This is a genomic window from Thiofilum sp., assembly GCF_016711335.1.
GTDB lineage: Bacteria > Pseudomonadota > Gammaproteobacteria > Thiotrichales > Thiotrichaceae > Thiofilum.
The window spans coordinates 2,143,227-2,158,762 of the sequence record NZ_JADJTF010000001.1 but is presented as its reverse complement, the minus strand read 5'-3'; the positions used below and the strand labels follow the sequence as shown (position 1 = coordinate 2,158,762).

At 44.0% G+C, this 15,536-nt stretch carries 10 protein-coding genes and 1 pseudogene; 6 read left to right on the top strand and 5 right to left on the bottom strand.

What is annotated here, in order from left to right; translation table 11 throughout:
- Positions 1–244: 244 nt before the first annotated feature.
- Both IPL34_RS10315 and pbpC read left to right on the top strand, forming a co-directional pair.
- Positions 245–6,022, top strand: coding sequence for an MG2 domain-containing protein (locus IPL34_RS10315; RefSeq protein ID WP_296841359.1), 5,778 nt, complete (start codon positions 245–247; stop codon positions 6,020–6,022).
- A gap of 217 nt (positions 6,023–6,239) precedes the next feature.
- Positions 6,240–8,636, top strand: a complete 2,397-nt coding sequence (gene pbpC, locus IPL34_RS10310; RefSeq protein WP_296841358.1) for a penicillin-binding protein 1C — start codon at positions 6,240–6,242, stop codon at positions 8,634–8,636.
- Positions 8,637–8,675: 39 nt separating this feature from the next.
- Here the strand turns inward: pbpC and IPL34_RS10305 are convergent, their stop codons facing one another.
- Complete coding sequence (locus IPL34_RS10305) at positions 8,676–10,295, bottom strand: hypothetical protein (RefSeq protein ID WP_296841357.1); 1,620 nt, start codon at positions 10,293–10,295, stop codon at positions 8,676–8,678.
- Positions 10,296–10,391: 96 nt separating this feature from the next.
- On the opposite strand from IPL34_RS10305, the gene IPL34_RS10300 reads away from it, so the two are divergent.
- The 3 genes and pseudogenes from IPL34_RS10300 (at position 10,392) to IPL34_RS10290 (ending at position 11,528) form a co-directional block, all read left to right on the top strand.
- Positions 10,392–11,102, top strand: a complete 711-nt coding sequence (locus IPL34_RS10300) for a transposase (protein ID WP_296841356.1) — start codon at positions 10,392–10,394, stop codon at positions 11,100–11,102.
- 47 nt (positions 11,103–11,149) lie between these two features.
- Positions 11,150–11,292, top strand: a pseudogene (locus IPL34_RS10295) (transposase); the annotation flags it as partial.
- A 2-nt stretch (positions 11,293–11,294) separates the two neighbouring features.
- A complete protein-coding gene (locus tag IPL34_RS10290; protein WP_296837418.1) occupies positions 11,295–11,528 on the top strand; it encodes a hypothetical protein in 234 nt (77 codons plus the stop codon).
- Here the strand turns inward: IPL34_RS10290 and IPL34_RS10285 are convergent.
- The 3 genes from IPL34_RS10285 to IPL34_RS10275 form a co-directional block, all read right to left on the bottom strand.
- Positions 11,525–12,118, bottom strand: a complete 594-nt coding sequence (locus tag IPL34_RS10285; protein ID WP_296841355.1) for a hypothetical protein — start codon at positions 12,116–12,118, stop codon at positions 11,525–11,527. The two genes, IPL34_RS10290 and IPL34_RS10285, sit on opposite strands and share 4 nt — an antisense overlap.
- A gap of 140 nt (positions 12,119–12,258) precedes the next feature.
- A complete protein-coding gene (locus IPL34_RS10280; RefSeq protein ID WP_296841354.1) occupies positions 12,259–12,918 on the bottom strand; it encodes an outer membrane beta-barrel protein in 660 nt (219 codons plus the stop codon).
- 329 nt (positions 12,919–13,247) lie between these two features.
- On the bottom strand, positions 13,248–13,640 hold the full coding sequence (locus tag IPL34_RS10275) for a DUF3461 family protein (protein WP_296841352.1): 393 nt from the start codon (positions 13,638–13,640) through the stop codon (positions 13,248–13,250).
- 183 nt (positions 13,641–13,823) lie between these two features.
- On the opposite strand from IPL34_RS10275, the gene IPL34_RS10270 reads away from it, so the two are divergent.
- Positions 13,824–14,255, top strand: a complete 432-nt coding sequence (locus IPL34_RS10270; RefSeq protein WP_296841351.1) for an Lrp/AsnC family transcriptional regulator — start codon at positions 13,824–13,826, stop codon at positions 14,253–14,255.
- A gap of 18 nt (positions 14,256–14,273) precedes the next feature.
- Here IPL34_RS10270 and IPL34_RS10265 read toward each other — a convergent pair whose 3' ends face one another.
- A complete protein-coding gene (locus IPL34_RS10265; RefSeq protein WP_296841350.1) occupies positions 14,274–15,281 on the bottom strand; it encodes a quinone-dependent dihydroorotate dehydrogenase in 1,008 nt (335 codons plus the stop codon).
- Positions 15,282–15,536 lie beyond the last annotated feature (255 nt).

The window sequence follows — 15,536 nt, the reverse complement described above, 5'->3', positions numbered from 1 at the left end:
TTTTTAAAAAATCAACTTAAAAATCATTAGTTTGCTGCTTGATTTTCACACACCATTAAATCAACAAAATCTATTTTAATTGCTTCTCAAACCATATACAGACTTACTAAGAACGTGTTAATTTAATTGCACTTGCACAGCTTCTCCCTATGAACTACTCACAAATAACATAGTCATTAATTAGACTACGGAACGAAAAACCCAATTTTCAGACTTGCCAAGTAAACCTTGGGGAAACACCCATATGAACACTAGAACAATGCTTCAATCTTGGTTATATCGTCTGCTCTTGCTATTAGCCTTGGCGGGTTTAATGGCGGGTTGTCAAGATGACACTAACACCTCTAATGCGACTGCTAACACCAATACAGCGATTGCTAATGCGGCAACGGCTGCAACCAGTAATACTAATACGGCAAATGCCGCCGATTTAAAGCCTTGGACGGAATGGGTAAAGACTTATCCTCAAGGTATTTTAAGTCGCACTACACCCCTCTTAATCACCTTCCGCCAACCTATTGTGGCCGCCGATCAAGTAGGTAAAGCAGCCGATACGTATATCAGTATCAGCCCAGCTGTTACAGGCAAAGCTACGTTCGATACAGATAGCAGTATTACCTTTATACCTGAAAAAGCATTGAACTCAGGGCAAGCCTATACCGTAGCTTTAAAATCCAATGGTTTACTCAATATTCCTGCTGATCTCGCACCTATTGAACTTAGTTTTAAAACACCTGCTTTAGAACTTGATGTGCAAACCGATGGTTTAGTGCCTAGCACTCAATTTCAAAATCAGATGCAGCTCAATGGCACGGTTTATACTTCTGACTATGCAGAAGACTTAACTGTTGAGAAAATTCTTCAAGCCACCGTCCAAAATAAGACCTTACCGATTAGTTGGGAACACAACGGTGCAGGCACTGAACATCGCTTTACCGTGAATGCGATTCCACGCGAAACCTTTGCGACTGAATTAGCGCTTGCTTGGGATGGTACTGGACTGAATGCCAGTGGTACGCAGGCTAAGGGTCAAAAAACCGTAGCTATCCCTAGCCAAAAAACCTTTAATATCACTCGCATTCAAACCGAAACCTCTACTGAGGGTGGCAAACCTTATATTAGTGCGACCTTTTCAGATCTGCTAAATCCCAGCCAAGACTTAACAGGTTTAGTACAACTCGATAGCGACAAAATTCGCACTCAAATTATTGGTAATCGCATTTCTGTTTACCCTAGCGACGAGTTGGAAGCAGGAGAACACAAACTCATCATTAATTCTGGTATTCAAGCGGCTAACGCAAGTTTAGGTAAATTACCCGCAACCCTAGTAGAAACGATTCGCTTAGAGCCGCCTAAGCCAGCAGTACGCTTTGTGGGTAAAGGCAGTATTTTACCCGACAATCAAACTTTAGAAATTCCGATTGAGGTACAAGCAGTGAATGCGGTACAGATCACCGCGTTTGAGATCTATCCTGATAATATTCCGCAATTTTTACAAACCAATGATATTCATGGCGATAACGATACGGGGCGCGTAGGGCGTTACTTATGGCGTAAAACTATTCCTTTGAAAGTAGCTAATCCGAATCAATGGAGTCGCTTTACCTTAGATGCCACTGAATTACTGAAAACTAAACCCGGTACACTTTATCGTCTACAACTCTCGGTAGATCGCCGCCATTCTGCGTTTCAATGTCCTCCCACTACCACAGCACCCACTAAAGCTGATGCGCCTTTGAAAAACTATGAGGATGATGGCGAGCGTCAAGCCAGTGGCTGGGATGGTATTGCCGACTATTACGCCAATGCCAATAGCGAGCAAGAATATGATTGGGAGCAACGCAATAATCCTTGCCACGATAGTTATTATTATTACAACGATGATAAAACTAAGGGTGGGCAAAATTTCCTTGCCAGCAATTTAGGCTTAATGGCTAAGCAAGAAGGTAATGGTATGGTGCATGTGATTGCTACCGACCTACGCACAGCTACTTCGGCGGCAGGCGTGCAGCTAGAAATCCGCAATTTCCAAGGACGTAGTTTAGGGACTGCGACAACCGATGACAAAGGCTTTGCCTCTATTCAAACCCCAAGCACGCCCTTCCTATTAGTCGCCAAACAAGGCGCTGATACGGGCTATTTAAAATTAAATGCTAATAGTGCTCTGTCTATTAGCCAATTTGATGTCGGTGGCGAAGAGCTACAAAAAGGCTTAAAAGGCGTGTTATTCGGTGAGCGCGGGGTATGGCGTCCGGGCGATGATATTTATATGACCTTTGCCCTACAAGATCGCGCTAAAACCCTACCGACTAATCATCCTGTGACCGTGCAACTATTTGATCCAATGGGTAAAGTCAAACAGGTACAAACCAATAAAACCCCAACTGGTCCTTTTTATACCTTTAAATTACGCACCGATGAAGACGATCCTACAGGTAACTGGTTAGTCAAAGCTAATTTAGGCGCGAGTACCTTTGATAAGACTATTAAAGTCGAAATGGTACGTCCTAATCGCCTCAAAATCGATCTGAGCTATGGCGCTGAAGCCTTACATGGCTATAAACCCTTACCCGATGCTAAGTTGTTTGCTCAATGGTTACATGGTGGCAAAGCTAGCAATCTCAAAGCCGATGTGAGTGTACGCCTACGCGAGAAAACCACTCAGTTTGGGCGCTTTAATGATTATGCTTTTGATGATCCCGCTCGCAGTATGGATAGCGAAGATCAGCAATTAGTCGATGGTCGTTTAGACGCTAATGGCTATTTAACCTTTAATAAAGCCTTCCAACCTGAAGAACCCGCCCCCGGTATGCTCAGTGCGTGGTTTACCAGTCGCGTGCATGAAGAAGGCGGCGGTTTTAGCATTACCAAGCAAAATCTTGATTATTATCCGTTTGAAAACTACGTCGGTATTAAGCTTCCTAAAGGTGATGCTGAGCGTGGTATGTTGCTGACCGATACACAACACACCGTTGAAATCGCTAGCGTAAATGCAGACGGTAAAGAAGTATCACTTCCTCAAGTAGAAGTCACTTTATACAAAATTGAATGGAAATGGTGGTGGGATAAAACGCCAGAATCTTTAGCTGAATATTCGGACTCTAGCCATAGCAGTAAATTGCAACAAGCGGTGGTGAGTACTACCAATGGACGTGGTACTTGGAATTTTCAAATTAACTACCCTGATTGGGGACGCTATTTAATTCGCGCTTGTGATCTAACAGGCAAACACTGCACAGGCAAAACCGTCTATGTTGATTGGCCGGGTTGGGCAGGTCGTGCACAAGAAGAAGGATCAGGAGCGGCGGCTATGTTGCGCTTTGCTAGTGATAAAGACACTTACAAAGTGGGCGAAACTGCTAAGCTTCAACTCCCTGAAGCGACTAAAGGTCGTGCACTCTTAACCGTAGAAAATAGCTCACAAATACTTGATCAACGCTGGTTAGAACTAACGGGTGAACGTACTCAAGTTGAAGTGCCTATTACTGATAAAATGGCGCCCAATGTCTACGTCAGTATTGCCCTATTGCAACCGCATCAAAACAAAGGCAATGACCGTCCGATTCGTCTGTACGGCATTATTCCTTTGAAAGTAGAAAATCCTAGTACTCTATTACAACCTGTGATCACCGCAGCCGAGGAATGGAAACCCACTACCCCACAAACCTTCACCGTGAGTGAGCAAAGTGGTAAAGCGATGAACTATACCCTTGCGGTAGTAGATGAGGGTTTATTAGGTCTGACTAAGTTTGAAACGCCAGACTTGCACAAATCGTTCTATCGCAAAGAAGCCCTTGGCATTAAAACGTGGGACTTATTTGATGATGTGATTGGTGCTTATGGTGGTCAATTAGAACGCATGCTAGCCCTCGGTGGTGGCGATGAAGCACAAATTGACGATGCCGCCAACAAGCCTAAACGCTTCCCTCCGGTGGTGAAATTCTTAGGTGCATTCACACTAGAGGCAGGTAAAACACAAGAGCATACGGTGGAATTGCCACCTTATTTAGGGGCGGTGCGCATTATGCTAGTGGCTGCACAAGATCAAGCCTATGGCAAAGCTGAAAAGCCCGTGTTTGTGCGTCAACCTGTGATGATGTTGTCCTCACTGCCACGTACTCTCAAAACCAATGAAACAGTACAAATCCCACTCACTGTGTTTGTCGGTAAACCAGAGGTGAAGCAGGTCAAGATTGAAGTCAAAGGTGATGGTGCATTTGCTTCTATTCCAACTCCTATTACCGTTGATTTTGCGGATATGGGCGAAAAAGTAGTCTCTGTCCCTGTCAAAACAGGTAATACCCCGATGGCGGGTAAACTGCAATTTATTGCCAGTAGTGGAGCTGAAACCAGCCAACACGAGGTTAATATTGCAGTCCAAGCGCCCAACTTACCTAGTATTCGTTCCGTCATGTCTACGATTGAACCACAAGGCACTTGGTCAGCTACCATTACACCTCACGGTTTAGCGGGTACTAATCAAAGTACTTTAGAAGTTTCTGCGATTCCGGGTTTGAATCTTGATCAACATTTGGATTATTTAATTAACTATCCACATGGCTGTTTAGAGCAAACCACTTCTGCTGCTTTCCCACAATTGTATTTGCCTAAGCTCTTACAATTGCCACCTGAACAGCAGCAAAAAGTTGAGCGCCATATTAAACATGCGATTGACAAAATGGGGAGCTATCAAGCCGCTAGTGGCAATCTCATGTACTGGCCCGGTGCAAATGAAGCGAATGATTGGGCTAGTATCTATGCAGGTAATTTCCTGATTGAAGCGCAAAAGCAAGGTTATGCCGTACCTACTACCCTGCTTTCCAGTTGGATGCTCTATCAAACCAATCAAGCTCAAGAGTGGACTGCTGCGGCTACCCCTAATGAAGACACCAGCCATATCCAAGCCTATCGTTTATATGTATTGGCTTTGGGTGGTAAACCTCAGTTAGGAGCCATGAACCGCTTACGTGAGTCTGGCAAAGCCAATACTCAAGCGCGTTGGTTGCTAGCGGCTGCTTATCAGCAAGTCGGTCAAGCAGAAGCAGCGACCCAACTCACTCAAGGGTTAAATGCTGCTCAAGCTGCTAATCCCACTCCTGAACAAACTTTTAGCGGTAAATTGGGTAATTTAGGGATTCAATTAGAGACTCTCTTGGCACTCAATAAAGCTCAGGACGCTGATGCACTCATTCAACAAATGGCGATTGAGTTAGCTATTGCTGAAAATGCCAATACTCACGATCTGTCTTGGGCGTTAATGTCGATTGCACATTATCTGTCTCAATCAGGGCAAGCGCTTAAGGGGCAATTGAGTATTGATGGTGCAGCAGCAAGCGCATTAAACGCAGCACAATCTCTACTCACTCAAACGCTAGCTACAGGAGATAAACCCTTTAAGGTCGATCTACGCAATGAAGGCGAGCGCAAGCTGTATGCTACCGTATACACCAAAGGGATTGCCGCAGCAGGCAATGAAGCGCCTGAAAGTAAAGGTCTAACTTTACAGATGGAAGTGGTGAATAGTGCTAAACAAGTGGTTTGGAGTAGTCAGACTATGAGTGCTACCCCACTGCAACTAGCTCAAGGTCAAGACTATAACGTGGTAGTCACTATCACGAATAGTACGCCTAAAGCAGTGAAGCGCGTTGCCTTAAGTACGCTTGTACCGTCCGGCGTGGAAATTGGTACACCGGCTGAGGCTGCCAAAGTGGGCTTGAGCTATCAAGATGTGCGCGATGATCGGGTATTGAGCTACTTTGACCTCAAAGCAGGTGAAAAGAAAACTATTACTGTACCCGTTAATGCTGCTTTCTTAGGTGAGTACTATTTCCCAGCGGTGAGTGCTGAGGTGATGTATGAACCTAATAAGCGTGGGCGTACTGCGGGATTACCGGTGCAGATTGTGAAAACAGTCAACACACCCGTACCCGCAGCACCTGCACCTGCTGCAACTAACGCACCGACTCCAGCCAGTACAGCACCCACACCTGCTGCACCTGCCGGAACGGAGTTAACTAATTAGGTAAATGGAGAAATAAAAGTAGGCACGCATTTCTTCCGCAGTCGCTGTAAATACATCCTTGTACGCTACAAGTCGGCATCCATGCCGACAAGACTGCTCCAGAAACACATGCCTACTTTTATAGTACCCCGACTTATCTGATAACAAAGTACTCATACTAAATTTAGTACGAGTACTTTCCTGCCCTACTCCTGCCTAAACTCCTATGACTAGCCTAATGTCTAATAGCAACTCACCTAAAGCATCTCAGCCCTCACCTCGACGCCATTATTGGCTAATAGCTTTACCTACTTTGCTTGTAGTACTGATGGGGTTTAGTGCTTGGTGGTACTGGCTCGCTGTACCGGATGAGTTATTTGCTGCTCCCACCTCCAATGTGGTGCTAGATCGCAATGGCAAATTACTCAGTGCACAAATTGCCGAGGATGAACAATGGCGCTTTCCTGATATTGATCATGTACCCGATAAGTTTGCGACGGCTTTAGTTCAATTTGAGGATAAACGTTTTAATACTCATTGGGGTGTTGACCCTATTGCGCTTTTGCGTGCTACTTATCTCAATCTCAGTCAGCGCCGCGTGGTGAGCGGAGGTAGTACCCTTACCATGCAAGTGATTCGCCTATCACGTCACAATCCACCGCGTACTTTAGGCGAGAAACTATTGGAGATGGCACGAGCCTTACGCTTAGAAAGCCTTCTGACTAAGGATGATATTTTAAAACTCTATGCTAGCCATGCGCCTTTTGGTGGCAATGTGGTCGGCTTAGAAGCGGCGGCTTGGCGTTATTTTGGGCGTGATCCAGATCAACTTTCATGGGCTGAAAGCGCTATGTTAGCGGTATTACCTAATAACCCCGCTCTGGTGCACTTAAATCGTAATCGTCAGCGCCTGCTAGATAAGCGCAATGCCTTATTAAAAAAACTCTACGAACAACACTACCTAGCTGAACTCGATTATAAGCTAGCAATAGCTGAGCCTTTACCCGATGCACCCCATGCTTTACCTCGGTTAGCACCACACTTATTAGACACACTGTCTTTAAAGCAACGTGCAGGACAGCGCTTTCACACCACTTTAGATGCCACACTGCAAAGCCAATTACAAAACCTTACTCAACGCACAGGTGAACAACTCGCTCTTGAAGGGGTGAATAATCTAGCCGTTTTAGTGATTGATAATAAAACCTTTGAAGTGCGTGCCTATATGGGTAATCGTCCTAATGTAGATACGCGTGCAAATGGACATGCGATTGATCTGATTCAACGCCCGCGCAGTACGGGCAGCACCTTAAAACCGCTCTTATTTGCCTCGATGCTAGAGCAAGGCATGATTGTGCCGGACTCACTGATTGCGGATGTACCGATTAGCTATACCGGATTTACGCCGCAAAACTATGATCGCGCTTATCGGGGGGCTGTGCCTGCACATGAAGCGCTAGCGCGTTCACTCAATATTCCGGCGGTGAATATGTTGAGCCAACACGGTGTGCAACCCTTTCAGGTTTTTCTCCAGCAAATCGGCATGCAGCATCTCAAACGCTCAGCACGCGATTATGGTTTGAGCCTCATTCTAGGGGGTGCGGAAGGGTCACTGTGGGATATTACTCATTTGTATGCCAATCTTGCTTATTTAGCTGCACAAGAACCCTATACCACCCCGCGTCACTGGCAACGAGCAAAACTGCTATCCACACAAAGCACAGATACAGGGCGTATTGCTAGCCTCTCTACTGCTAGCGCATGGCTTACCTTGGAAGCATTAGTCGAGGTAGCGCGTCCGGGTGATGAAGGCTATTGGGAAAAATTCAGTAGTAGCCAACGAGTAGCATGGAAAACCGGAACGAGTTATGGTCATCGTGATGCGTGGGCGATTGGTATTACTCCTCTGTATACGGTTGGTGTGTGGGCGGGTAATGCTAGTGGTGAAGGGCGTAATGGGTTAACTGGAACATTGAGTGCTGCGCCGCTACTATTTAATACGTTTAATCTCTTACCCCAAAGTCCTGACTGGTTTACTAAACCCGAATGGCAATTAAGTAAAGTTGCTGTGTGTCAAGACGATGGTTATCTAAGCAATGGTCAGTGCGCAACCAAGCTAGTCAATGCGCCTAATAGTGGACGCTTTACTCGCTTAAGTCCGTATCATCAACGTATTCATTTAGATAGTACCGGACAGTGGCGCGTCACCAGTGACTGTGAAGCGGTGTATCAAATGCAAACGCGCAATTGGTTTATTTTGCCGCCTGATCAAGCCTATTATTACCGCCAACATCATGCAAACTATCAGCCCCTGCCTCCCTTTCGAGCTGATTGCCAAGGGTTGGATACCACTCAAAGTGAAGCGATTGCTCTAGTTTACCCGCGCCCCAATACGCAGATTTACCTCCCGCGCGAATTAGATGGTAAACGTAATCAAGTGGTATTTCGCGCCGTACCGCGTCGCCCTGAAACCTTGCTGTATTGGCATTTAGATGACCAGTTTGTGGGTACGACTCAAACTTTTCATAGTCAAGCCATGACTGTTCCGGTAGGTGAGCACAAGGTTGCGGTGGTGGATGAAATAGGTAATCGAGTGGAGCAAAACTTTCAAGTACTCTATGGCGAACAACAATAAGGCTAGTATTAAACCAGCCTTATTAGTGAAGTTACTTTATTAGAAAACTCCATTATTAATAAAGAACTCTTGAATAATTAGCTGCTTATCCGGCTCTGCTCCGGTGGTATAAAGCGGAAACCAATTAGAATAGTTTTTATAACCACGCTCTTGGTAAGTCGTTGTCGCATCGGCTTTATTCAGCGTTTTACTGATCCAATTACCATTATTGTCTAAAGCGCGTTCTTCCTTACTTAGGAGGTTATAAACACCACCACCCTTGGTATCCTGTTCTTGAGTAATGGTGATTTTATTGGCGCTGGCTATTAGGATTTCACGCTTATTTTGATCGACTTTTCCATCGCCATTATTATCTAATTGTTGTACATAATAAGTGCGATTCCCTGCATTGTCATAGTTGGCTTGGTAAGCCTCCATTGCATCCCAAACTTTATCGCTATTGGTATCTTTAAATTTTTTACTATCAATCACTCGCCATTGGGGATCATATTTTAATAAGGTCTGCTCTGTAATAACTAATTCATTACTTTGCTCAGAAAGGTTTTTAAAGGTGATAGTTTTAGTGAGATTAGACCAATCCATCGTTGAGCTAGATTGAGCGACTATTTTACCTAAGTCATTTTTAGTTTCAGTGGAATAACCTAATGATCGACCTAAAGCATCATATAAATAGTGCGTAGTATCAGTCAATTTTTCCCTTGTCACTATTTCTGATAACGTCTTGTTAGTATAGGAGTAATCATGAGATCGACTCATGATCAGAGTTGGTTCAACATAGGAAGAGTTAGAATGACTATAGATAACTGAAGTTAAATAACCATAAGAGTTATAATCGTAGTTTTCTGCATACTTTTGAACAACACCTTGCTCTGGGTCTATATCTTTGTGGCTAAAATAAGTGATCCAATTATTCTGATTATAATCTGCTTTCAGATCTAAAGTTATTTTATCTCCACTGACATCATAATCTATAATAAACTCCTGCTTAGTTGCTAGTGAGCCTAGTGGATTGTAAGAGCTAATTATTTTCATATCGAAATCAGTAGGCAACGCTGAGAGTAGGCGATAAAAGAGTATCTTTTTAATCAGTTGCTGCTTAGTTTCATCGAAATCATATACTTCAGCCGTGCTGCGAGCTAAGGTGCTACTATCAGTATAATCGCGCCAATCACTCGCTACTTTAGGGATGGTCGGCTTTAGACCTAAGCCATTGTATAAGTAATCCAAAACCTTAGCATAGTTCATTAAAGGTTTACTATCTCCCCATAAACCCTTCATGCGCCCTTGACCGATTAAATATCTAAAGGTTGGCTGATAATTAAAATAGCGACTGGAGTGAGTTTTAAAATCAAGTTGTTTATCTTGCGCTAGCGTGTTGAATAACGCAGGAATAGTCACCCCATTAGTGGCATTGCTATCCTCATCCAAGGCTTGTAAAAAGGCTGCAATATTGGTAGCCGCCTCAAATGGAATAGGTAATGCCTTATTTTCTGGCATGGGTAAATTATTATTTTCTATAAACCGTAATACTTTACTCGTTTCAGCTTCACTCACAGGCGGCTTTTCAAGCCCTACCAAATCAAAAGGTGATAATTGTGCTTTGGCTAGTGCTTTACCTAATTGAATACCTCCTATATTAAAACTCTCTGTACACGACAAAACCACTAACTTATTGATTTAGCATGTTTGTCATGGAGATGGTGAAAGTCCACCGCTCCTATGTTTTACTCTCTAGTTACCACACAGGAGAGCAAAATGGATCTGAGCGATGGACTACGTGACAGTTTAAAAGCCCACTTGAGTTGGGGCAAGCCCCGTTTGGATTGTTTTGTGGGAATGCTGCAGGACTTGCTGAGTGCGCGACAAATGAATTTGGCGTTGTTGGCGGTACACATAGATTCTGACACCGACATTGGTTCCCGCTATCGACGGATGCAACGCTTTTTTAGCCAAGTGTTCTTTAATTACAATGACATTGCCCATTTTCTTATGGGAATGTTCGCCTTTAGTGGTCAACAATACTACCTCACACTCGACAGAACCAACTGGAAATGGGGCAAATCCAACCTCAATCTCCTGACTTTGGCGGTTGTTTACCAAGGTGCGGCTATCCCCGTTTACTGGATGGTGTTGAACAAACGCGGTAATTCTAACCAACGTGAACGTATTGCCCTGCTGCAACGATTTATCAGCCAATTCGGGCGCAACAACATCTTGGGTGTGTTGGCTGACCGTGAGTTTATTGGTGGTCAATGGTGGAAGTGGTTGTCTTCCAAAGAGATTCCCTACTTGATTCGTATCAAGGGTAATCAGTTGATGACCGACAAACACAAAAAGAGGCGCATGTCCGCTCGCTGTTTGCCAACCTCAAGCCGGGTAAACGGCGCGTTCTCCGTCACCGTCGCGACGTTAGCGGGGAATGGGTTTGGCTCAGTGGCTCAAAGCTGCCCAGTGGTGAGTTGTTGATTATCGCCAGCAACCACTACACGGCTGATCCCATTGGCACTTATCGGCTACGTTGGGAAATTGAAAACCTGTTCCAATGCTTGAAAGGGCGTGGTTTTCACATGGAAGCCACTCACTTCACCAAACCCCTCGCATCAAAAAGATGATGGCGTTGCTTGCCATTGGCTTCTGTTGGGCGCACAAAGTCGGCGAATGGAAGGAAAAAGCCGTCAAGCCTTTGAAGACGAAAAACATGGACGCAAAGAGCAAAGTGTCTTCCGTTACGGCTTGGACTACTTGACCGATTTATTGAATGGAAGGGTACGGGAAAAAGTGGATAGGCTTAGGCTGCTGCTTCTGTTCCTTTGTCCACCACAATTCATGGCGATCGAGGATGGACGGATGAAACTCAGGCGATTTTCTTTTGAAAAAGATTCAATGAGTTAAGCGAATTGTCGTGTACAGAGATTAAAACTAACACTTTCACCCTCTAGATATTTAAACTCACCTGCTGTATTGGTCATACCCGATTGAGTGGCGGTTTGATAACTTAAGCCACTGACTCCTTGAGGCGAGGCAATAAAGGTTCCCGTCAATACTTTTGCTGCAATAGGGCTAGGCGTCACTAATACATTAACAGTATCGGACGCTGGCCAGCCTTGATTATCGGTGACTACTAACTCAAAAGTTAGTATGGTATTAGCGGTTAAATCAGGAGCCGTAAAACTGGCTTGGCTAGTATGGCTATTTTGTAAAGTGACTGGACTGCCTGAGAGCTGCCGCCAGTAATATTGAATGAGTGCACCTTCATTATCTCGACTAGCACTTGCGTCTAAAAGCACAGTTGACTTAGCTAACACTGTTTGGTCTAGACCCGCAACAGCCTGCGGAAAGGTATTAGCAAACTGTTGTTCTATTTTGCTATGCGTTGCTTTATCTAATTGATCTTCACAGCCGCTGGCTAGGATTGACACGACTATTAGGCTTAATAAGCTAGGTAATCGATGTTTAACGCTTGAAAAAAAGGCTAGCATCATAGGAGACCTGTATTTTTATAAATTGGGTATCAACTATATTAATGCTATTTATGATTTTATTTTAACTTGAAAAAGACTAAAGGCTGAATAAAATTTAAGGGTGCTTATAACCAGCACCCCTAACGACTATTCATTGACCATTAAAAGCGTACTGCCATTCCTACATCCCAACGATTCACGGGTTTATCTAGATCATAACGCTCTACATTGGTTAACAGACTAATATTGCGAGTGACATCATAGCCTAGACCCACACGCACATAGGGATCTGTTCCATCCGTATTGAATTGGTGGCTAGTGCCATTCACCGTGATATTTTGCTTATCTTTCCATGCCACAGCCCCTACCCCTAGATTGACACTAGCCCGTGAAGCTATAGGCATACGGTATTGCAGACCTGCGGTATAAGCACGATCATTACCGCGTTTGGTGGTTGCATTGGCGACATCTTGAGCTACTTGAGCAGAACTTTTGCCCGCAGGTGCAGTTAGAGTAGCGTTGAAGTCGGTATTACCAAAATCTACCGCACCCACATCCAGCGCCCAACGCGGGGTAAAATGATATTGCAGCGCTAAACGCCCACTAGATTTTTTAGTCTTGCCTACCGAGGTAGTGATACCGGTATAGCCCTGTGAAGTTAATGCAGCGGTATCAATACTTGCATTTTGTTTTGCTTCACCTCCGGTAAAGACCACACCAAAGCGTGCTTGAGGATAAGCGACACCACCGCCCCCTAGTCCACCTGCTAATACACTGGTGCTGGTGGTTAAGGTGAGTGCTAATAAGAGTAATTTTTTCATAATATTATTGTCCTTAGAAGGTATGAGTTAGCGCTTAAGTACTTGTATCCATTATAGTAATCATATAGCTCATTACTGAGCTAGTAACTATGAGTTTAGTGCATAATGGTTATAGATGAAGATTACATGCAAAAACGCAAGGAAATTTCAAAGACTCATGTTAGTAAGCTTTTATGACACTTGGATGTCTATACGAAGTATTTTTAGCTACCAAGGAACGATTAATGAGTGAAAATAGCGGATAACAACTGCCATAATTGATTGCCTTTAGTCACTAATAAGTTAGCAAGTACTAAAGGCAACTTCATAAAAACCAAATTATAAATCTACTATTTAATTTTATTCACCAACTGGCGCAGTGCATTAATTTCAGTAGTCAACTCTATTTGCATACGTTCAATTTCAGCTAAGATTTGTTGTTTTAACTCATCCGCTGAAGCCTTATTGTCTACAATACTATCCAACTCAGCTACCGCTTGAGAAAGAATAGGAGAAATCTCATAAAACTCCTCGGTTTTACCGCTACCACTATCAATCACCCGTACATGGGGCGAACGACCAATGCTATAGCTACGCGTAATCGGTAACAGCGAACCTTTAGGGCGTTGATATTTAATTTTCAATACATCGGTAGCGGGCGCTACATGATATAGAGTATAGCCTGTAATCTCTTGCGGATTTTGTACGCCCATTTGCGCTAAATGTGGATATTTACTTATCATTAGGATTAACCTTGTTCTGCTAATTGTGGACGCAGAACTATAACACTCGCCACTCCTTTCGGGAATGCCCACCACCAACGCTTGAAATATAGGCTTTCATCCTTGATATACTAGCCCTACGCTGCTTAGCGCAAGCATGCGACACTAGCGCCTAATTCTGAACCTGTTTTAAGATTTTGACCTATGACACTGGATACGTTTGATCATGCCATACTGACTTTATTGCGCCAAAATGCACGCCTGAGCATTTCTGAAATCGCTAAACAGGTCAACTTATCGCGCAGTGCCGTGAGTCAACGTATGACACGTCTAGAACAGACTGGCATTATTACGGGCTATCATGCTGCACTGAGCTTATCTTCTAGTGCCGTGCGTGCTTATTTAATCGCTATTTTTCAAACGCCTAATTGTCGCTCTTATGGCAAACGTCTAGGCATTTATCCAGAGGTTAAACACGCTCATTCTGTGGCAGGGGATTTGGATTTATTGATTTTTGTGGAAGCGCCCAGCATGGAGCGCTTAAGTCAGATTCGAGATGAAATCAGCGCGTGGTCCGAGGTAAGTAGTATTAAAACCTACCCTCTACTAGCGGATGTACTCGGCTCCTGTCCTTAGCCGAGTACTTCTCAACTGCTAACGCGTAGCAGCGATACACTCTTTCACTAGCTGAGCGCCTTGATAAATCAACCCACTATACACTTGCACCAGTTTAGCCCCAGCGTCTAATTTAGCTTTAGCATCTGCTCCAGAGCTAATACCGCCTACTCCAATAATCGGCAATTCATGTTTTAAGTGCTGATAAAACTCGGCAATCACCTCAGTGGAGCGTTCCGTTAGAGGTTTACCACTCAAGCCACCTTTTTCTTCGGCATAAGACATACCCTGAACCTTGGTGCGATCTAAAGTGGTATTGGTAGCAATCAAACCATCCATTTGTGTACTTAATAACACTTCCGCAATACCAGCAATATCACTTTTTTCTAGATCAGGCGCTACTTTCACCGCCACCGGAACATAACGTCCGGTTTGATCCGCTAATTGCAATTGTGTGTGTTTTAAAGGCTCTAATAATTGTTTTAATTCAGCCCCATATTGCAATGTACGTAATCCGGGCGTATTAGGCGAGGAGATATTAACGGTAATATAATCAGCATAGGGGTAAACGGCTTGCATCGCCCTTTGATAATCACTCAGCGCATTTTCAACAGGAGTATCAAAGTTTTTACCAATATTAATACCTAAAATACCGGAGTATTTTTTTTGTTTGACCTGATTAATTAAATACTCTACACCCTCATTATTAAAACCCATACGATTAATAATCGCTTCGGCTTGTTTTAGGCGAAATAGGCGTGGTTTAGGATTGCCGGGTTGTGGGCGGGGGGTAATCGTACCTATCTCAATAAAACCAAAACCGAAGGTAGCTAAACCATCAATATAATCACCATTTTTATCCAAACCTGCGGCTAATCCGACTGGATTAGGAAAGGTTAAGCCCATGACTTTGACAGCGCGTCCTTGTAGTGCTTGTGGTTTACCTCTTAAGCCTAGTTGGGTAACGAACTTTAAACTATTAAGAGTGAAATGGTGGGAAGTTTCGGCAGGTAATAAAAACAATAAGTCACGGATTAAGCGATACACTCAGACGCCCCTACAATCAGCTAGAAAGACGCGTATTATGCCCGAACTTTAGGCTGTCCTGTAGGCGATTGTCTAAAAAGATTATGATGATTAAGCCGCTCTCTTTAACGACTTTACTGGCGAAGCGGTGCATAGCGTATGCTTAGATTCAAGCTTTAAACCATGCAAAACCTGATTGATAACCCCCATCCTTTTGGATTAACTACTCCGTAACATTAGCAATGCTATGATTGCCCACCTATGACCTAGGCGCGG